Below are 20,354 nucleotides of genomic sequence, written 5' to 3'. Positions count from 1 at the left end.
AGCGAACCCGCACCGTTGAGGACGCGTCTGACAGCGCCGCTGCGGCGCTGCAGGCGGAACTGCGCGAGATCGCGCGCTTCACCGACACGCTGTGGCTGGAGCGCGGCCTGAGTGAACACACCCTGGCGGCCTACCGCAACGATCTGGCCGGTCTGGCTGGGTGGCTGCTGGCGCAGGGGCGTACCCTGCTGACGGCACGGCGCCAGGATCTGCTCGACTATCTGGCGGCACGGGTGACGGAGGGCGCCAGGCCACGCACCACGGCGCGGCTGCTGTCCGCGCTGCGCCGCTTCTATCGTCACCAGGTGCGCGAGGGCCGGCTGCAGGAAGACCCCAGCGTGCGTATCGACGCCCCGCGCATCGGCCGGCCGCTGCCGGACAGCCTGAGCGAGCAGGAGGTGGAGGCATTGCTGCAGGCCCCGGATACGGGCGATGCGCTGGGTCTGCGTGACCGCGCCATGCTGGAACTGCTCTATGCCTGCGGGCTGCGCGTCTCGGAACTGGTCGGCCTGGCCCTCGACCAGGTCAACCTGGTGCAGGGTGTCGTGCGGCTGCGGGGCAAGGGGGGCAAGGAGCGTCTGGTGCCGCTGGGCGAGGAGGCCGTGGACTGGCTGCAGCGCTACCTCGAGGACGGGCGGGCGCAACTGGCCGCGGGCGGCTCGCGGCACCTGTTCGTGTCCCGCCGCGGCCAGGGCATGACGCGCCAGACGTTCTGGCACCGCATCCGCCAGCATGCCATTAAAGCAAGTATAAACAAGCACTTGTCGCCACACACCCTGCGGCATGCCTTCGCCACGCACCTCCTCAACCACGGCGCCGACCTGCGCGTGGTGCAGATGCTGCTGGGCCATAGTGACCTGTCGACGACGCAGATTTATACTCATGTGGCACGCGAGCGTCTCAAGGATCTGCATGCGCAACACCACCCGCGGGGCTGACCGGCCCGCGGAGCAGCTGCCGGATCCGGCACCGGTATGAAACCTGCCAGCCGGTTTGCTGTCTTATCCTGCGCTTGTCCTGAAATCGAACCTGGTAACCATCCTTATGAAAACAAGACAGATCACTGCAGCCGGCTTGCTGGCGCTGGGGGCGCTGGCGATGCATTTCGTCAATGCCGGCACTGGACTCGACGACACCATCCGCAAGGCGGTCAGCAACGTGCTGCCGGATGCGACCATCGATGCGATCACGCCGGCGCCGATACCCGGCATCTCGGAAGTCCTGCTCGGCACCAAGCTGTATTACGTCAGCAACGACGGCAAGTACATCATCGACGGCACGCTGATCGAGCTCGCGACCCGCACCGACCTGAGCGCCCAGCGCCTGAGCAGTGTCCGTCACGAGTTGATGAAGAAGGTGAGCGAGAAGGACATGATCATCTTTCCCGCCGACAAACCGCGTCACACCCTGACGGTGTTCACCGATATCGACTGCGGCTACTGCCGCAAGCTGCATAACGACATCGCCAGCTACAACGCGGAAGGCATCACCGTGCGCTACCTGCCGTTCCCGCGCACCGGGCCCAACACCCCGTCGTACTACAAGGCGGTCTCGGTCTGGTGCAGTGAGGACCGTCGCGATGCGCTGACGCGCGCCAAGTCCGGCGCCGACATCCCGCGTACCACCTGCGACAATCCGGTGCTGACCAGCCTGGAACTCGGACACGAACTCGGCGTGAGCGGTACCCCGGCCCTGGTCCTGGAAGACGGTCAGCTGCTGCCGGGTTATGTCCCGCCGAAGAAGCTGGCCCAGGTGCTGGAAAAGTACGGGCTGTGAGCGCCGCGGTGACTGGCTGAACAATCCTGCAACCGGCGCCAGCACCGCGCGCGGAGACGTCGCGGGCGGTGTCGGCGCCATCCGCCACTGGCGCGCCGGCGCCAACAATCACCAGTCAGCAACTGTCGCGGCCGAGGACACCGGGCCAGTGGCTCATCCATGCCGCGCGGTACCCGGCGTGTCGGGCTAGACCGCAACCGGGTTCGAACCATCCATGTCACCCCCGGTGTGAGGGTCGTCGAGGCAGGCGGCGCGCTTACAGCAGTGCCGCGGACAGCCGCCGCCGGTAGGTATTGACCAGTTCGCCCTCGTTGCCCAGCAATGCGAACACGGCGAGCATGGCCTTGCGGCCGGCGTCGTCCTGGAACTTGCGGTCGTGCTGCAGCAGGTACAGGAACTGCTCCAGCGCCGTCTCGGGACGGCCGGCCACGGCACAGGCGGCGCCGAGCCGGTATCGCAGCGCGCTGTCGTCCGGATGCGCGGCCACGCTGCGTTCCAGTACGGCGAGATCGTCCGTCGTGCCGGCCGCGCGCGTGAATTCCAGCAGCGCGGCCAGCCGCAACGCCCCGGGTTCCTGGCGTACGTCGAACGGCAATGCGCCGAGCAGCTGTTCCGCCTGCGCGGTGTCGCCGGCCGCCAGGCTGGCCTCGGCATAGTCCAGGGTGACCTGATGATCATCCGGTGCCCCGGCATGGGTCGCCGCCAGCAGCGCCAGCGCCTGCCCGTGTTCGCCTTGGTCCAGCAGGGTCTGCGCCTGCCGGCGTGCCTGGTCGCTGGGCCGCTCGACATAGCGGTCGAGCAGATTGCGCAGGGTCGATTCGGTCTGGGCGCCGAGGATTTCCTCGACCATGGCGCCGTCCTTGAACAGGCGCATGGTAGGCAGACTGCGGATGTTGTGCTGCGCGGCCAGCGCGCGTTCCGCGTCGGTATTGACCTTCGCGAGCGCGAACTTGCCGGCGTAATCCGCGACCAGTTTCTGCAATACGGGCATCTGCATCTGGCAGGGGCCGCACCAGTCCGCCCAGTAGTCGACCAGTACCGGCACCTGGCGCGAGCGTTCGAGCACCGCGGCCGGGAAGGAGTCGGATGTTACGTCGGAAATGTCTGGTAACTGATTCATTTTAGCAAGCTGTTCATGCAATTCATCCCAGGTTGTCAGCGCCCGCCTGGCGGCGTTGGGCACGGATCAGGGCCGTGATTCTAACGCATCCAGCCAGACGAGTTCAGCGCAGGCCGTGAACAGCAGGCCGGCGCGCAGCCGGCGACCCGGCCAGAGCCGGCGCGCGGCCTCGGCGTAACAGGACAACTGGGGGCGATACTCCGCGGCCAGCTGCGGAATACTCGCCGGGCTCGCATGCCGGTGCGACTTGTAGTCGATGACCAGCACTTCACCGTCGCTGATGACCAGGCGGTCGATGACGCCATGCACCAGGTGTTCACCCTCGAGATACTGTACCGGCACTTCGTTCCACGCCTGGGTAACGCGCTGCGGGTCGAACAGCAGGGCGAATGCCGGCAGCGTCACGATGGTGCGCGCTTCGTGCCACCACGCCTGCAGTTGCGCGTCGTCGGGATCACGCTGCAGGCGGTTGGCGATATCGACGAGTGCGTCGTTGGCGGTGCCGGCCGGCGTGCGTGTCAGGTATTCGAGCATCAGGTGCAGGGCGATACCGCGCTCGCGGCCGTCGGCGTCGGTGTGGGTATGCTCGTCTGCCAGTGCCAGCCGGCTGGGCGCGATCGGCAGGTCCCGTTCCGGACAGGCAACCGGTTGCGACAGGCGCGGATCGACGCTGCGGGTTTCCGTGGTCGTAGCAGCCGCGCTTGCGGCGGGCTGCGAGCGACCGGATTCGATCACTGCGTGGCCCGCACTGTTGCGCGGGCAGTCCGCGAGTGCACGTTCGAGGAGACCGTACCAGCCGGTGTCACTGCCGTTACCCGTGACGCTGCCTGTGACGAACAGGTACTGGCGTGCCCGGGTCAGCGCCACGTAGAGCAGGTTGGCATTCTCGCTGCGGGCGGCGCCGGCCTGCAGGTCGAGCAGACCCCGGGTCCGGCTGTCGCGCTGCCGGCTGCCGGGCGCGAGCACGATCATGCGTGGCCGGTCGCGCTCGGGCGGCCAGTCGATGCAGCTGCTCCAGGCGCTCCGGTCCTGGGGCACGGTGGCGGCATCGGCGAGAAACACCACCGGCGCCTCCAGTCCCTTGGCGGCATGCACGGTCAGCAGGCGGACGCGGCCGCCGGCGCCGTCATCGGGCGGGCTTTCGTCCGGCTGGTCCTGATCGGATTGGCGCAGACGCGCGAGCCGGTCGAGGAAGCGCGGCAGGCTGGGGTAACGCCCGTTGTCCAGCTCCAGGGCCAGCTCGATGAAACGGGTGAAGCTGGCGCGCACCCGCGGGTGCAGGACGTCCGGAAAGGCGCGCTCATAGCGTTGCAGGAGTTCGCCTTCGTGGAAGATGCGGTCCAGCAGGTCGTGCACCGGCAGGCGGCCGGCCAGTCCGCGCCAGCGCGTCAGCAGCGTGTGCACGTCCGTCCAGGGGGCGTTCCCGGTGCTGGCCAGTTGTGCCAGGCGCGCATACCAGTGGCTGGCGTCCGCGCCGGTCAGCGCCAGCAGCGCTTCGGTGTCCAGGCCGAACAGCGGCGAGCGCAGTACCTGCGCCAGTGCCAGGTTGTCGAACGGCGTAACCAGGATCTCGAGCAGGGCGATCAGGTCACGCACCTCGAGATTCTCCAGCAGCAGGCCGCGGCTCGCGCCCAGGCAGGGAATGCCGGCCTCGCGCAGTGCCTGCTCGTAGAAGGCGGCGTGGGTACGCTGGCGCAGCAGGATCATCATGTCCCCGTAACCGAGCAGCCGGGTCTCACCCTGGTGTTCGGTCGTGGCACCGTCCGCGATCAGGCGCTGGATGGTCCGGGCGAGCTGCCGTCCCTCGTCGTGGAAGGGGCGGTTGCTGCGGCAGATACGGGGCGCGCGCAGGGGATTGCGCAGTGCACTGTCCGCCAGCGGCGGCGGTGTGCCGGATTCGTCCGGGCTGCTGCACAGGGGCAGCAACTCGACGCGGCCATAGACCGCATCGAGATGGGTGTCGTGGCTGGCGAAGTCGGCGAGCAGCCCGGCCATGTCGGGATGCAGGAACACACGGTTGACGCATTCCATGACGGCGCGTGCCGAACGGCGCGAGCGGTTGAGCGGATAGCGTGTGGCTGCGCGCTTCCGTTCCAGCCAGACTGCGGCGCTTTCCAGCAATGCCGGGTTGGCGCGCCGGAAGCTGTAGATGGACTGTTTGCGGTCGCCGACCAGGAAGACGGAACGGGTCCTGCCGGCATCGCCGGCGGCCATTTCCTCGAGCAGCGGCAGCAGCAGGCGCCATTGCGTGGGATTGGTGTCCTGGAATTCATCCACCAGCAGGTGATCGATGCGCGCGTCGAGCTTGTACTGCACCCAGCTCGCGTGCGCGCTGCGGTTGAGCAGGCGGCAGGCCAGCCACTCCAGGTCGGTGAAATCCAGCACGCGCTGTTCGCGTTTGATGCGCTGGTAATGGTCCAGCAGCGCCTGGCCGGAACGGTACCACGCACAGTTGAGCGAATAGGACTGGTGACGCGCCAGGCGATCGAGCCGTTCCTGTACCTCGTCGCAGCCCCGGGCATGCAGGTCGAGGTATTGCGCCGCGCGCGCCTGACCGAGCCGTTTTGCCAGGGTAGGGGATGCCTTGCGTTTGCGCGGTTCGTGCGCGCCGGTGAGATAGGCGGGCACTATGCGCTCGAGAAAGGCCTGGCCGGTCAGTTGCTGTTCCAGTGCACGATCGATAGGCGCGGCGAGTTTTACATCGGTGGCGGTATTGGCGCGCAGCAGTTCCGCGAACGACCGGTGACGCGCGCGCGCGCTGGCGTCCGGATAACCGGCCAGCGGGTCCGCGCCCGGATCGATCCCGAGGAATCCCGCGAGCGCGTCCCCGGCAAAGGCGACCGGATCGTCCGCGCCGTCGGTCCAGGACCACCAGTCGCTGCGTTGGTTCAGGAAGGCGCGCAGCGACTTCTGGGCGCTGTCCAGGCTGTCGCAGGCGACGGTGAGTGCGTCCAGCGCCTGTGTGAGTGCCGCCTGCGGCTGGCGGATGCTGTCGGCGAGCAGGGCATCGTAGGCGGCCTGTTCGAGCTGGCCGGTGGCCTCCCGGAGCTCCATGCCCGGCGCGATTTCGGCCTCGAGCGGGAAACGTGCCAGCAGGTCCTGGCAGAAGGCATGAAAGGTGGTGCAGCGCAGCCGCTGCGGTGCGCGCAGCACGGTTTCGTAAAGCTGTGCGGCGCGGTCACAGGTCGTTCTGTCCGGCGCGATCCCGGCCTGTTCCAGCAGGCCGGTCCGGGCATGGTCATCGGCCACGGCCAGATCCAGCAGCCGTTCCATGATGCGCTGTTCCATTTCCGCGGCGGCCTTGCGCGTGAAGGTGATGGCCAGCAGTCCGTCGATGCGTGCGCCGGCCAGCAGCAGGCGCAGCACGCGCGTGACCAGCAGCCAGGTCTTGCCGGTGCCGGCCGAGGCATGCACGCTGGCATCCCGGCGGGGGTCGGTGGCCGCGAGTGACGGGTGCTCGCTCATGACTGCGGCCAGGCCTGTCTGCGGCACAGACCGTCCATGTCGCAGTATTGACAAGTGTCTTCGTCGCCCCAGGCCGGCAGCGGCGTTCCTGCGGCGATTTCCGCCAGCACGGTTTCCAGCCGGGTCCGCACTGCACTGGCCAGGGACGCCAGCGCGGCGCCTTCCAGCCGGCTGCCGGGTCTGACCGTGTTGCGGTTGTTGATCCTGCCGATCAGCACGTATTCGACGGCCTGCGGCGGTTGCCGCGACAACAGGGCGTAGCTCGGCAGCTGCACGGCCTCGCCGCTGTCGACGTCCGCCTGCTGCGGCGCCCGGCCGGTCTTGTAGTCGATGATCAGCGTGCCGGACGGCCCCTGATCGATCCGGTCGATGCGCCCGCCCAGCATGCGTCCGCCTGCCAGCTCCAGCCGGCCGTCGACTTCGCTGTCCACGAAACGCCAGGTCGCCTGGTGGCCGATCAGCCAGTCGATATAGGGCGCCACCAGCGCCAGCCAGCGCCGCAACCAGGCGCGGTGCTCGAAGTTGTCATCCAGTTCCTGTGCGAAGACCTGCCGGGAGACGGCCTCGAGCTGTTCGATGGCGGCCGCGCGCTGCGCGGCGGTGATGGGTTGCGGCAGCGGTGCGGCATAGCCGTCCCCGCCGCGCTGGAAGATTTCCAGCGCGCGGTGCACCAGGCTGCCGAACTCGGCCTTTTCCAGGGCCTGCCTGACTTCCTCGCGCGCAGCTGCGGGGCGCTGCCGGCGTAGAAACGGTAAGGGCAGTCGATCAGTGTGCCATGCGCGCTGACCGACAGTTCCCCGGGCAGCGTCCCGGCCGGCAGCGTCGGGCGGGGTTGTGCGCAGGGCCGCGGTGCGGGCAGGGGATGACGGCCGTTCACGCGGGTGCCGGGGTGATCCAGCAGTGTGCTGAGTTCCGGGTCCTGCAGGCCGTGCTGCCAGGCCAGCTGGTGAAACACCTCGATTTGCGCCAGCCAGCTTGCCGGGGTACGCGGTTCGCCATTCTCCTCGCGGTGCCAGGCAAGCAGGATGTGCGGCGCACTCTCCAGCAGGATGCGGAACTGCCGGAGCTGACGGGCATGCTGCTGCGGCCAGCCGGGCAGGCCGAGCGCACTGCGCACCCTGTCGTTGAAGAACGGTGCCCGTGCCGGCATGGCCGGCAGATGGGCGCTGTCGCAGGCGCCGATGACGATGCCGGCAAAGCGGCCGAGCTGGGCCTGTGCCAGGTTCAGCAGCCAGACCGGGCTACGGTTGAGGGCGGGGCGGAAATCATGCTGTTCGAGCGCACTGCCGAACCAGGCGCGGAAGGTGTTCCAGTCCATGGCCAGCGTGCTCTCGCGTGCAGCGTCATGCAGCAGGCGCCATTCGTGCTGGATCCGCTGTCCCGCGGGGTCGGCGTCGAAGGCCTGCCAGATGCCGATTGTTGCGAGACTCTGTTGCAGCCGTTCCAGCAGCATGCCGGGACGGTGCGTACCGCGCAGACAGCCACGCAGTGGCGCGGCCGCCCGGTCGAGCAGGTCGAGCAGCGTATGCAGGTGTGTCGCCGTTGCGCTGCTCCATGGATTGCTGTGGCGGCGCTGACGGGCATCGATCTGGCGGCGGTAGCGCTGCAGCCCGCTGGCGATCTGTTCGCGGCGCACGATGTCGGTCTCGAAGCGGAACACGCTGCGTTCGAGCCGCTCGCGGTCCTCGTCGGGCAGTGTGAAGGGGGATTTCAGTGTGTCCAGCAGCGGTTCGTGCGCGAAGTCCTCTTCGACCGTCTGCAGCCAGCGTTCCAGCGCGGCTGCCGCGCGTGTGGTGGACAGGGCCCAGCCGCCCGGGTCCTGCAGGACGATGCCGGCACGCTCGAGCAGTGCACGCACGCGCCGGCCAAGACGACGGTCTTCGGTGACCACGGCGATCGGGCTGATACCGTCCAGCAACCAGCGGCGCACCTGCAGTTCGATGGCATGCGCCTCCTGTTCCGGCGAGGCGGCGCTGCAGACAGAGATCCGCTCCCGCAGCGGGGATGCAGTTATGCGCTCCCGGATCGCCCCGGCGCGCTGCTGCAGCGGCTGCGCAGCAGCGCCCAGCATGCCGTCGAGCGTGTCGCCGAGCGGATGCGCCGTCGTGTCCGGCTGCGGCGCACCGTGCAGCAATCCGGCGAGCGACTGCGGCAGCGTGCTGCCGGGCAGGGGACGATGCAGCAGCAGCCGGCCGCCGCCGCCGGCTGTGACCGCGCCGATCCATTCGGCCATGGCCGGCGCGGGTGCATCGATCCCGACGAAGAACAGCATGCGCCGGTCGGGGTGCTCGCGCAGGGTGGCCAGTTGCTGCAGCTGGGCCGCGGCCGGATCGAGCAAGGCGTGGGCCTGCAGTTGCTGGTGCCAGGCCTGCCACAGGGTCTGCACGATACGCGCCTCGCGGTCGAATGGCTGCGGCGGCGTGCCAGCCAGTCCGTAGGCGGACTGCAGCCGTGCGCGGAAGGTGGCGGGATCGGCGTCGACCGGTACGCGGTGCAGGGTCAGTTCGTCGAACAACGTGAGCAGGCTGGCGGCCAGTGTCCAGGGGTCCGCATCCGTGCCGAACACGGCGCGGTGTTCCAGTATGGCCTCGACCAGCAGCAGTTCACGCCGGGCGCGTCCGGGCACGCGCGTGCCGACGGGGACCTGCTCGTTGAGCCATTGTTCCGGTGTGGTGATGAGCGGACCTAGCAGGGCATCGTGCCCCTGACTGGAGGCCGCCGCCAGCAGGTGCCGGCGCAGGTCGGCGGCGAACAGGAGATCGGGCAGCAGCACCACGCTGCCGGTCAGGTCCGGCAGCTCGGTGGCGGCGTGTGCAAGGATCTGGCGGGCGGCGGCCGCCAGCAGGTCAGCCCGGCACGGATACAGGATGACGGGGGCTGTCGGCTCCATCCCGGAGGGTGCGCCGGGGCATCCTCAGCGCTCCAGGTACTGCAGCTTGTTCGGCTTGTCCTTCCATTCGTCGGCGTCGGGCGGCGCGGATTTCATCTGCGTGATGACCGGCCATGCCTTCGCCAGTTCGGCATTGAGTTCCAGGAACTGCTCCTGGCCGGCGGGGAGGTCGCCCTCGTCGAAGATGGCGCCGATCGGGCATTCCGGCTCGCACAGCGTACAGTCGATGCACTCGTCCGGATCGATAACGAGGAAGTTGGGCCCTTCGTGAAAACAGTCGACCGGACACACCTCCACGCAGTCCGTGTATTTGCACTTGATACAGTTTTCGGTCACCACGAATGTCATACCACGCTCCAGTCTGTCTGCGGCGGCGCAATCGGCGCCGCCATGTTTCCAGTTTCAGGCCACTGCTCTAGCACATGCAGGGTACGCACCGCGCAGCTCCATGTCATCGACCGGCGCGGGGAAACGTGCACCGCGCCAGTATACCCGCAAAACGGTTCGATTATGAGACGGGTTCCGGCTGTACCAGCGCCTTGAGCGCGTACAGTTGCGCGAGGGCTTCGCGCGGCGACAGGCTGTCCGGATCGAGCGCGTCCAGCGCGGTCAGCGCCGGGTGTTCGGCCGCGGCCTGGAACAGCGGCATCTGCGGCGAAGCAGGCGCGGCAGCCTGCTGCCGCCGTTCCAGGTCCGCCAGCCGCGCCTGCGCCTGGCGGATGACCGCCCGGGGCACGCCGGCCAGCGCGGCGACGTGCAGGCCGTAGCTGCGGTCCGCGGCGCCCGCGCGCACGCTGTGCAGGAAGACGATGCGGTCGGCGTGCTCGGTGGCGTCGAGGTGCACGTTGGCAATGCCGTCATACTGCTCCGGCAGGGCGGTGAGCTCGAAATAATGGGTCGCGAACAGGGTATAGGCCTTGATGCGTACGGCCAGGTCCACGGCGCAGGCCCAGGCCAGCGCGAGCCCGTCGTAGGTGCTGGTGCCGCGGCCGATCTCGTCCATCAGCACCAGGCTGTGTGCCGTCGCATTGTGCAGGATATTCGCCGTCTCGGTCATCTCGACCATGAAGGTGGAGCGACCGCCGGCGAGGTCGTCGGCCGCGCCGATGCGCGTGAAGATGCGGTCGACCGGGCCGATCACCGCGCTGTCGGCGGGCACGAAGCAGCCGATGTGCGCGAGCAAGACGATCAGCGCGGTCTGGCGCATATAGGTCGATTTGCCGCCCATGTTCGGCCCGGTGATGATCAGCATGCGCTGGCGGTCGTTGAGCCGGGCGTCGTTGGGGATGAACGGCGCGTCCAGCAGCGATTCCACCACCAGGTGGCGGCCGCCGCTGATATCGATGCCGCTGCGCGCCGCGAGTTGCGGCCGGCACAGGCCCAGGGTGCGGCTGCGTTCCGCGAAATTGGCCAGCACGTCGAGTTCGGCGATGGCCTCGGCCGTGCGCGACAGCGGATCCAGCCGCTCGATCAGCGCATCGAGCAGCGCGTCGTACAGCGCCTTCTCCAGCGCCAGCGCGCGTTCGTGCGCGCTCAGCACCCGGTCCTCGTGCGTTTTCAGCTCCGGCGTGATGTAGCGTTCCACGCCCTTGAGGGTCTGGCGGCGCTGGTAGTCGTCCGGCACGTTGTCGGCCTGCAGGCGGCTGACCTCGATGTAGTAGCCGTGCACCTTGTTGTAACGGATCTTCAGGTTCGCGATGCCGGTGCGCTCGCGCTCGCGCGCCTCCATGTCCAGCAGGCAGGCATCGCCGTGCTCGCTCAGCTCGCGCAGGGCGTCGAGTTCCGCGTGATAGCCGGCGGCCAGGACACCGCCGTCGCGCAGCAGCTGCGGCGGCAGTTCCCGGATGGCGCGCGCCAGCAGCTCGTGGGTAGCCGCATGCACACCGATGCGCGCCGCCAGGTCGCGCGCCAGCGGGTCGTCGGTGCGCGCCAGCGCCGCCTGCAGCGCCGGCAGCAGCGCGAGGCTGTCGCGCAGCCCGGACAGGTCGCGCGGGCGCGCCGACTTCAGCGCGACGCGCGCCAGGATGCGCTCGATATCCGCGCAGCCGCGCAGCAGTTCGTGCAGGGATTCGTGCAGCGCGCTCTCGCCCAGCGCGGCGACGCACTGGTGGCGTTGCTCGAGCGCGGCGCGGTCGCGCAGTGGGCGGTGCAGCCAGCGGCGCAGCTGGCGGCCGCCCATCGCCGTGGCGGTCCGGTCGAGCACGCCGACCACGGTGTGTTCGCGCTGTCCCGAACCGGCGCTTTCCAGCTCCAGGTTGCGGCGGGTGGCGGCGTCCAGTACCAGGCTGTCCGCGCGCGACTCGACGCGCAGTCCGCGCAGGTGCGGCAGGGCCGTGCGCTGGGTGTTCCTGACATACTCGAGCAGACCGCCGGCCGCGCCGATCGCCGCCGTCATGCGCGCGCAGCCGAATCCGGACAGGTCACGGGTGCCGAACTGTGCGTTGAGCTGGCGCGTGGCGCTGTCGGTTTCGAACAGCCACGGCGGCTGGCGGCGCAGGCGCGGATGGCCCGCCAGTTCGGGGGGCAGCCTGACGTCCTCGCCGGTGATGAGTTCGGCCGGGTCGATCCGGGTGATCTCGCCGAGCAGGGCCTCGTCACCCCGGCATTCCTGGACCGTGAAACGGCCGCCGGCCAGGTCGAGCACGGCGATGCCCCAGTCCCCGCCAAGCGGGTTGACCGCGACCAGCAGGTTGTCCTGGCGCTCGCTGAGCAGGGCTTCGTCGGTCAGCGTGCCCGGCGTCACGATGCGCACCACCTTGCGCTCGACCGGACCCTTGCTGGCGGCAGGATCGCCGACCTGCTCGCAGATGGCGACCGCAACGCCCTGGCGCACCAGCCGGCCCAGGTACTGGTCGACGGCGTGCACCGGCACACCGGCCATCGGGATGGCCTCGCCGGCCGACTTGCCGCGGGCGGTCAGGGTGATATCGAGCAGGCGGGCGGCGCGTTTGGCGTCGTCGTAGAACAGCTCGTAGAAGTCGCCCATGCGGTAGAACAGCAGGATATCCGGATGCTCCGACTTGATGCCGAGATACTGCTGCATCATCGGGGTATGGGCGGACGGGGCGGCGGTCATGGCGGGCAAGTCTACCCGATTGTGCGTGATTTGCGCAGCGCGCCGCGGACGGAGATCGGGCTCGATAACAACTCAAGGAAAAACATGTTCCTGTAATGCATTCGTGAGATCGGTTCTTGTCGGCCTGGGCGCCGCCCCTTGCGCGTGCGGCGGTGCAGCCACAGGCGCTGCCACCCGGGTGCGCGCCGCCCCCTTGCAGCGCGTCCGGTGCACGAAAAAGGGTACTGACCCCATTTTGGTTCCCGTTACAATGACTGCAGCATGTCCGACCTGTTCAAACTCTCCGAGCGTCTGGGAACGCAGCTGCAGGCGCGCGGCATGTGGCTGGCCGTGGCCGAGTCCTGTACCGGCGGCTGGGTCGCGAAATGCCTGACCGACGTACCCGGCAGCTCGCGCTGGTTCGAGCGCGGCTTCGTGACCTACAGCAATGCGGCCAAGCAGGAGATGCTCGGCGTGCCGGCGGCGACCCTGCAACAGCATGGCGCGGTCAGCGAGCCGACGGTCGCGGCCATGGCCGCCGGCGTGCTGGGGCACAGTCCAGCCGATCTGGCGCTGGCGATCAGCGGTATCGCCGGGCCGGGCGGCGCAGTGCCGGGCAAGCCGGTGGGCACGGTGTGTTTCGCCTGGGCAACCCGGCGCGGCGCTACCCGTATCGAGACGCGGCTGTTCGCCGGGGGGCGCGAACAGGTGCGGCGGGCCGCGGTGATCCATGGCATCACCCGGCTGATCGAACTCAGCGCCGATGCCTGAAGCCAGGCGCCGGCTGTTTTTCGCGTTGTGGCCGGATGCCGCTGTGCGGGCGGCGCTGGCGGCTGCGGGCCAGGCGCTGGCCGGCAAGCGCATCAAGCGCGTGCCCGCGGACAATCTGCACCTGACCCTGGCTTTCGCGGGTCCGGTCACGGCGGAGGTGGCCGCCTGTCTGGCGCGCAACGCCGGCGCCGTCCGCGCCGCGCCGTTCGAACTCTGCATCGATCACGCCGGTTACTGGCCGCGGCCGCGCATACTTTGGCTCGGCCCGGCTCACATGCCGCCGCCGTTGTGGGAACTGGCCGGCGCGCTGCGCGTTTGTCTTGCCGGTTGCGGGCTGGTGCCGGAGGCGCGCGCTTTCCAGGCCCACATCACCGTCGCGCGGCGCTGCAGCCAGCCTGCGGCAGTGCCGGATTTTCCTGTCGTGAACTGGCCTGTCAGCGATTTCTGTCTGGTGGAGTCGGTGCCTGCCGAAAACGGCAGCAGCTATCGTCCGCTCGCCTGCTGGCCGCTAGAGGGTGGCTGACTTCTGTGTGATAATCCGCGGCACCGGCGCGCCAGGGAGCGGCATGCCACGAACCGGATGCGGAGGAGATTGATGGACGACAACAAGCGCAAGGCCCTGAGCGCGGCGCTCGGGCAGATCGAGAAGCAGTTCGGCAAGGGCGCCGTGATGCGCATGGGGGACGTCAGCGCCGTGCGCGAGGCGGAGGTCATCTCGACCGGCTCGCTCGGACTGGATATCGCGCTCGGCATCGGCGGACTGCCGCGCGGTCGGGTGATCGAGATCTACGGCCCGGAGTCGTCCGGCAAGACCACGCTGACGCTGCAGGTGATCGCGGAGGCACAGAAGGCGGGGGGTACGGCCGCCTTCATCGACGCCGAGCATGCGCTCGATCCGATCTATGCCGAGAAGCTCGGCGTCAACGTCGACGAACTGCTGGTGTCGCAGCCGGACACCGGCGAGCAGGCGCTGGAGATCACCGACATGCTGGTGCGCTCCGGTTCCATCGACGTGGTGGTGGTCGACTCGGTGGCGGCGCTGACGCCCAAGGCCGAGATCGAGGGCGACATGGGCGACTCGCACATGGGCCTGCAGGCGCGCCTCATGTCGCAGGCGCTGCGCAAGCTGACCGCCAACATCAAGCGTTCCAACACCATGGTGATCTTCATCAACCAGATCCGCATGAAGATCGGCGTCATGTTCGGCAACCCGGAAACGACCACCGGCGGCAACGCGCTCAAGTTCTATGCTTCCGTGCGCATGGACATCCGCCGCATCGGTTCCATCAAGAAGGGCGACGAGGTCATCGGCAACGAGACCCGCGTCAAGGTGGTCAAGAACAAGATGGCGCCGCCGTTCAAGCAGGCCGAGTTCCAGATCCTGTACGGCGAGGGCATTTCGCGCGAGGCCGAACTGATCGACCTCGGCGTGCAGCACGACATCGTCGAGAAGTCCGGGGCCTGGTACAGCTACGGCAAGGACCGCATCGGCCAGGGCAAGGACAACGTGCGCGAGTTCCTGAAGCAGAACCCGGACATCGCCGGCGAGATCGAGGGCAAGCTGCGGGCGCTGCTGCTGGCCAAGCCGGCCAGGGCGGCAGCGGAGGAAGCGGAGGCGCTTGAAGCCGAGGCCTGAGCAGGCGGCGGACGACGGCGCCATCCGGCGCGCGGCGCTGGACCTGCTGGCGCGCCGCGAGCACGGCACGCAGGAGCTGGCCCGCAAGCTGGCGGCGCGCGGCTTCGACGGGGATGCGGTCGCTGACGCCGTCGCGGCCCTGGCGGCGGAAGGGCTGCAAAGCGATGCACGCTTCGCCGAGCAGTTCGTCTGGTCGCGTTACCAGCGCGGGTCCGGGCCGCAGAAGATCCGCGCCGAGCTGCGCGAACGGGGGATAGGCGAGGGGCTGATCGAGCACAACATCGCGGCCCTGGCGGAAGACTGGCTGGCGCTGCTGCGCGCGGTGCGCGAGAAGCGGTTCGGTGCGGCCGTCCCGCGCGATTTGCGCGAGCGCAGCCGGCAGATGCGGTTTCTGCAGCAGCGCGGCTTCACCGCGGAACAGATCGGGCGGGTGTTCCGCGACGACGAAGGCTGACGGGCCGGCCGGTTCGGGAACGGGCGGCTGTGACCGGTTTGCCAGGATCAGTCACCGCCACAGCAGCGGCATCTTCCAATCGTCCCCAAATCCCTGAATAATAACGTCCCCAATCCATCCGGGTCAGAATCAACTTGAAGCATACCAGCGCACAACTCCGCCGGGCCTTCCTGGACTTCTTCCGGGCGCGCGACCACGAGGTCGTGGCCTCGGCCCCGCTCGTGCCGCAGCACGACCCGACCCTGCTGTTCGTCAATGCCGGCATGGTGCAGTTCAAGGACGTGTTCCTCGGCAACGAGCAACGCGCCTGCCCGCGCGCCGCCAGCAGCCAGCGCTGCGTGCGTGCCGGCGGCAAGCACAACGATCTGGAAAACGTCGGCTATACCGCGCGTCACCACACCTTCTTCGAGATGCTTGGCAACTTCAGCTTCGGCGATTATTTCAAGCGCGAGGCAATCCATTACGCCTGGGAATTCCTGACCGGCGTGATGGCGCTGCCGCCGGAGCGGCTGTGGGTGACGGTCTACAGTGACGACGAGGAGGCCGCCGGCATCTGGCTCGAGGAGGTCGGTGTCGATCCGGCGCGCTTCTCCCGGATCGGCGACAAGCCGGGCGGCGAGCAGTACAAGTCCGACAACTTCTGGTCCATGGGCGATACCGGCCCGTGCGGACCGTGCACCGAGATCTTCTACGACCATGGCCCCGAGATACCCGGCGGCCCGCCCGGGACGCCGGAGGAAGACGGCGACCGCTATGTCGAGATCTGGAACCTGGTGTTCATGCAGTACGACCGCGACACGGCCGGGAACCTCAAGCCCTTGCCCAAGCCGTCGGTGGATACCGGCATGGGGCTGGAGCGCCTGGCCGCGGTCATGCAGGGCGTGCACTCGAACTACGAGATCGACCTGTTCCGCCACCTGCTCGAGGCGGCCGCGCGCATCGCCGGGGTGGCTGATCTCACGCACACCTCGCTGCGCGTCATCGCCGACCATATCCGTTCCTGCGCCTTCCTGATCGTCGACGGCGTGCTGCCCTCGAACGAGGGGCGCGGCTACGTGCTGCGGCGCATCATCCGGCGCGCGGTGCGCCACGGCTACCAGCTCGGCCTCAACGAACCGTTCTTCCACCGCCTGGTCGGCCCGCTGGCCGAGGTCATGGGCGATGCCTACCCCGAGCTGCCGGCGGCGCGCGCGCACGTCGAGCGCATCCTGCGCCTGGAGGAGGAGCGCTTCGCCGAAACGCTGGAGCAGGGTATGCGCATCCTGGAGGAGGACCTGGCGGGCCTGCAGGCCACGGTCATCCCGGGCAATACCGTATTCAAGCTTTACGACACCTACGGCTTTCCGGTCGATCTGACCGCGGATATCGCGCGCGAGCGCGGCCTGACCGTCGACAGCGCCGGTTTCCAGGCCGCGATGGAGGCGCAGCGCGCCCGGGCGCGTTCGGCCAGCCAGTTTGCCGCCGACTACTCGGGCGATGCCCGGATCGATGCGGTCACCGTGTTCACTGGTTACGAACGGCTGGACGGCGCGGCCACCGTCACCGCGTTGCTGCAGGAAGGCAAGCCGGTGGCGGCGCTGGAGAGCGGGCAGAGCGGCATGGTGTTCCTGGACACGACGCCGTTCTATGCCGAGTCCGGCGGCCAGGTCGGCGACCGCGGCCGCCTGGAGAGCGCCAATGCGCGCTTCGAGGTCGAGGACACGCGCAAGCACAGCGGTACGGCCTGCGCGCACGTCGGCACCGTGACCCAGGGCGTGCTGCGCAAGGGCGACCGGGTCAATGCCCTGGTCGATACGCAACGCCGGCAGGCCACCGTGCTGAACCATTCGGCGACCCACCTGCTGCATGCCGCGTTGCGCCAGGTGCTCGGTACGCACGTGCAGCAGAAGGGCTCGCTGGTCGAGCCGGAGCGGCTGCGGTTCGATTTTGCGCATTACGAGCCGGTCACGCCCGCGCAGCTTGCCGAGATCGAGGATCTGGTCAATGCACAGATCCGCGCCAATGCGGCAGCGACGACACGCCTGATGCAGATGGACGATGCGATCAAGTCCGGCGCCATGGCACTGTTCGGCGAGAAATACGGCGACGAGGTGCGGGTGCTGGCGATCGGCGACTTCTCGGTCGAGCTCTGCGGCGGCACCCATGTCGACCACGCCGGCGATATCGGCCTGTTCCGGATCACCGCGGAGACCGGCATCGCCTCCGGCGTGCGCCGGATCGAGGCCGTGACCGGCGCCCGCGCGTTGGCCTGGGTCCGGGACAACGAGCAGCGCCTGGGTCGTATCGCCGAGCTGGTCAAGGGCGGCCGCGACGACGCCGACGAGCGTGTGGGCGCGCTGCTGGAGAAGACCCGCGCGCTGGAGAAGGAGCTGGCGCAGCTCAAGGGCAAACTCGCCAGCAGTCAGGGCAGCGACCTCGCCGCCGCAGCCGTCGAGATCGACGGGGTGAAGGTGCTGGCGGCCCGCCTGGACGGTGCCGACAGCAAGGTGCTGCGCGAGACGCTGGACCAGCTCAAGAACAAGCTCGGTTCCGCCGCGGTGGTGCTGGCGGCGGTGGACGGCGACCGGGTCAGTCTGGTGGCCGGCGTGACCAAGGACCGCACCGGCCAGATCAAGGCCGGTGAGCTGGTCAACATGGTCGCGAGCCGGGTCGGCGGCAAGGGCGGCGGCCGCCCCGACATGGCCCAGGCCGGCGGCAACCAGCCGGCACAGCTGGATGCGGCGCTGCAGGCCGTGCCGGAGTGGGTGCGCGAACGACTGCAGTAGCGGCCCGGCACTTCAGGTATTACCTCAGGAATATTCCCGATATGGCACTTATCGTTCAGAAATATGGCGGCACTTCGGTCGGCTCTCCCGAGCGTATCGGCCACGTCGCCGACAAGGTCCTCGACTGGCGCGACCGTGGCAATGACCTGGTCGTGGTGGTGTCCGCGATGAGCGGCGAGACCAACCGGCTGATCGACCTGGCCGGCCAGGTCAGCGCAACGCCCAGTCCGCGCGAGCTCGACGTGCTGCTGGCGACCGGCGAGCAGGTGACGATCGCGTTGCTCAGCATGGCGCTGGAGCAGCGTGGCTGCAGCGCGCGTTCCTATACCGGATCGCAGGTGCACATCCTGACCGACAGCGCGCACAACAAGGCGCGCATCCGCGAGATCGACGACCGGCGGATCCGCGAGGATCTGGCGGGCGGGCGCGTCGTGGTGGTGGCGGGTTTCCAGGGCGCCGACGAACACGGCAATATCACCACGCTGGGCCGCGGCGGCTCGGACACCACGGCGGTGGCGCTGGCCGCCGCGCTGAAGGCGGACGAATGCCAGATCTATACCGACGTGGACGGCGTCTACACCACGGATCCGCGCGTGGTGCCGAACGCGCGCCGGCTCGATCGCATCACCTTCGAGGAAATGCTGGAAATGGCCAGCCTCGGGTCGAAGGTGCTGCAGATCCGTTCGGTCAGCTTTGCCGGCCGCTACAATGTTCCGCTACGCGTGCTGTCCTCGTTCGAGGAAGGCGAGGGCACGTTGATTACCTACGAGGAAGAAGAGATGGAAGACGTACTGATTTCCGGCATCGCGTTCAACCGGGACGAAGCGAAACTGACGGTACTCGGCGTACCGGATACGCCGGGTGTCGCCTACAAGCTCCTGGGGCCGATCGCGGAGTCCAATATCGAGGTCGATATGATCGTGCAGAACATCGCCCCGGACGGTGCCACCACGGATTTCACCTTCACCGTGCACCGTAACGACTACAAGCGTGCGATGTCGACCCTGCAGAGCACGGCGCGCGAGCTGGGTGCGCGCGAGGTGACCGGGGACAACAAGATCGTCAAGATCTCGCTGGTGGGTGTGGGCATGCGCTCGCATGCCGGCATCGCCTCGACCATGTTCGAGGCCCTGGCGCGCGAGGGTATCAACATCCGCATGATTTCGACCTCGGAGATCAAGATTTCCGTGGTGGTCGATGAGAAATATCTGGAGCTGGGTGTGCGGGCGCTGCACGACGCCTTCCACCTGGACCAGGCGCCCACGGTAAAGAAATAGTAAAAATCATTGTGATGCAATTGGAAACTAAAACAGTTTCAAGGATATTCTCACGGCGCGACTTTCATATATACTCCTAAAGCAGTGTGCTGCTCAGGCAGCCGCTGACGACGCCGGTGCATCAACCACTCCGGCCGGAAGTCATAATAACAATTCACGAATTGCACAAGCCTTGACAGGGAAACACGATAACAAGAGGTTGAGAAGATGTTGATACTTACGCGCAGAGTTGGAGAAACCCTGATGGTCGGTGACGACATCTCGATCACGGTCCTGGGTGTGAAGGGAAACCAGGTCAGGATCGGGGTGAACGCCCCCAAGAACGTCGCCGTCCATCGCGAGGAGATCTATACCCGGATCAAGGACGAGCAGAGCAAGAAAGACGGGACCAACTGAGTTGCCGGGCCGGATACCGGCAGTACGCTGATCGGTCGGTCCCGGTCCGCTGCAAACGGGATTTTCCTGCTGATATGCGGCATCCAGCCGCCGTGCATCTGCTGCATGCGTTCGATTCCCAGTCACAAGTGCAATGACCGCCTGCGGACATCACGGCGGTTCTGCCGTGCCGTCAGCACTGCGCAAACCGGGGCCGTGCGTTACCCGCAGCGAAGACGTGTGCGGCAAGGCGCCTGCAGTGACCGCGGTGGAGCAGCCGCATTGGCGCCAGCGCAGCCCGGACCGAATGATTTGAACACGGGCGCCTGAATATCGTTATAATCCCGGCTGCGGATCGGGCTGTTGCTGCCGACCGCCGGTGTGGTATCCGGTCGCTGACCGAAAGGCACGTCCCGCACCGGAATATGCGAGTATGCGCGAACATACATCCTGGAGAGGTGGCCGAGAGGCCGAAGGCGCTCCCCTGCTAAGGGAGTATGGGTCAAAAGCCCATCGAGGGTTCGAATCCCTCCCTCTCCGCCATCTCACAAGAAAGGGGCCATCAGGCCCCTTTCTTGTGAGACGGGATGCAGCGGATTCGAACCCTCGATATCGATCAGGACGGGTTCGACCCGAGCCTGCAGTGCAGGCGAGGGAACGGCCGCAGGCCGGCCCGGAGGGTGAGCCCCGCAGGGGCGAGTAATCCCTCCCTCTCCGCCATCTCACAAGAAAGGGGCCATCAGGCCCCTTTCTTGTGAGATGGGATGCAG

At 67.9% G+C, this 20,354-nt stretch carries 14 protein-coding genes, 1 tRNA gene and 1 other RNA gene; 11 read left to right on the top strand and 5 right to left on the bottom strand.

The features are described from left to right. The first annotated feature begins 47 nt into the window (after positions 1–47). Entirely contained in the window at positions 48–938 is an 891-nt protein-coding gene (gene xerD / locus R3F42_11845) for a site-specific tyrosine recombinase XerD (protein MEZ5542723.1), read from the top strand. A 106-nt stretch (positions 939–1,044) separates the two neighbouring features. Continuing rightward, the gene (locus tag R3F42_11840) at positions 1,045–1,776 is read left to right on the top strand and encodes a thioredoxin fold domain-containing protein (protein MEZ5542722.1); all 732 of its coding nucleotides are present in this window, start codon (positions 1,045–1,047) and stop codon (positions 1,774–1,776) included. A 256-nt stretch (positions 1,777–2,032) separates the two neighbouring features. Here R3F42_11840 and trxA read toward each other — a convergent pair whose 3' ends face one another. From trxA to mutS, 5 genes are all read right to left on the bottom strand, one after another. After that, positions 2,033–2,896 carry a thioredoxin gene (trxA, locus tag R3F42_11835; protein MEZ5542721.1) on the bottom strand — a complete coding sequence of 288 codons (864 nt, stop codon included), beginning with the start codon at positions 2,894–2,896 and terminating at the stop codon, positions 2,033–2,035. A gap of 66 nt (positions 2,897–2,962) precedes the next feature. After that, positions 2,963–6,361 carry a UvrD-helicase domain-containing protein gene (locus R3F42_11830; GenBank protein ID MEZ5542720.1) on the bottom strand — a complete coding sequence of 1,133 codons (3,399 nt, stop codon included), beginning with the start codon at positions 6,359–6,361 and terminating at the stop codon, positions 2,963–2,965. Further along, positions 6,358–7,032 carry a PD-(D/E)XK nuclease family protein gene (locus R3F42_11825; GenBank protein ID MEZ5542719.1) on the bottom strand — a complete coding sequence of 225 codons (675 nt, stop codon included), beginning with the start codon at positions 7,030–7,032 and terminating at the stop codon, positions 6,358–6,360. Before R3F42_11825 ends, R3F42_11830 begins: the two co-directional genes overlap by 4 nt. Before the next feature lie 2,243 nt (positions 7,033–9,275). Further along, positions 9,276–9,599, bottom strand: a complete 324-nt coding sequence (locus R3F42_11820; protein MEZ5542718.1) for a ferredoxin family protein — start codon at positions 9,597–9,599, stop codon at positions 9,276–9,278. 160 nt (positions 9,600–9,759) lie between these two features. Then, complete coding sequence (mutS, locus tag R3F42_11815) at positions 9,760–12,327, bottom strand: DNA mismatch repair protein MutS (protein MEZ5542717.1); 2,568 nt, start codon at positions 12,325–12,327, stop codon at positions 9,760–9,762. A 261-nt stretch (positions 12,328–12,588) separates the two neighbouring features. On the opposite strand from mutS, the gene R3F42_11810 reads away from it, so the two are divergent. From R3F42_11810 to R3F42_11770, 9 genes are all read left to right on the top strand, one after another. Next, positions 12,589–13,077, top strand: a complete 489-nt coding sequence (locus tag R3F42_11810; protein MEZ5542716.1) for a CinA family protein — start codon at positions 12,589–12,591, stop codon at positions 13,075–13,077. Then, positions 13,070–13,600: an RNA 2',3'-cyclic phosphodiesterase gene (thpR, locus tag R3F42_11805; GenBank protein MEZ5542715.1), complete on the top strand. Its 531-nt coding sequence runs from the start codon at positions 13,070–13,072 to the stop codon at positions 13,598–13,600. Before R3F42_11810 ends, thpR begins: the two co-directional genes overlap by 8 nt. A 72-nt stretch (positions 13,601–13,672) precedes the next feature. After that, positions 13,673–14,713 (top strand): recombinase RecA, encoded by a 1,041-nt coding sequence (gene recA, locus R3F42_11800; protein ID MEZ5542714.1) that lies wholly within the window; start codon positions 13,673–13,675, stop codon positions 14,711–14,713. Beyond that, the gene (locus tag R3F42_11795; GenBank protein ID MEZ5542713.1) at positions 14,697–15,167 is read left to right on the top strand and encodes a regulatory protein RecX; all 471 of its coding nucleotides are present in this window, start codon (positions 14,697–14,699) and stop codon (positions 15,165–15,167) included. Before recA ends, R3F42_11795 begins: the two co-directional genes overlap by 17 nt. Before the next feature lie 134 nt (positions 15,168–15,301). Continuing rightward, complete coding sequence (gene alaS / locus R3F42_11790) at positions 15,302–17,932, top strand: alanine--tRNA ligase (GenBank protein MEZ5542712.1); 2,631 nt, start codon at positions 15,302–15,304, stop codon at positions 17,930–17,932. 41 nt (positions 17,933–17,973) lie between these two features. Next, on the top strand, positions 17,974–19,209 hold the full coding sequence (locus tag R3F42_11785; GenBank protein ID MEZ5542711.1) for an aspartate kinase: 1,236 nt from the start codon (positions 17,974–17,976) through the stop codon (positions 19,207–19,209). 207 nt (positions 19,210–19,416) lie between these two features. Continuing rightward, entirely contained in the window at positions 19,417–19,605 is a 189-nt protein-coding gene (gene csrA, locus R3F42_11780; GenBank protein MEZ5542710.1) for a carbon storage regulator CsrA, read from the top strand. 431 nt (positions 19,606–20,036) lie between these two features. Continuing rightward, a tRNA-Ser gene (locus R3F42_11775) sits at positions 20,037–20,127 on the top strand. A 27-nt stretch (positions 20,128–20,154) separates the two neighbouring features. Continuing rightward, positions 20,155–20,304, top strand: a non-coding RNA gene (locus R3F42_11770) — RtT sRNA. Positions 20,305–20,354 lie beyond the last annotated feature (50 nt).

This window comes from Pseudomonadota bacterium (assembly GCA_041395565.1).
Classification (GTDB): domain Bacteria; phylum Pseudomonadota; class Gammaproteobacteria; order UBA9214; family UBA9214; genus UBA9214.
The sequence above is the reverse complement of the archived record's forward strand: the minus strand, read 5'-3'. Positions and strand labels throughout refer to the sequence as shown.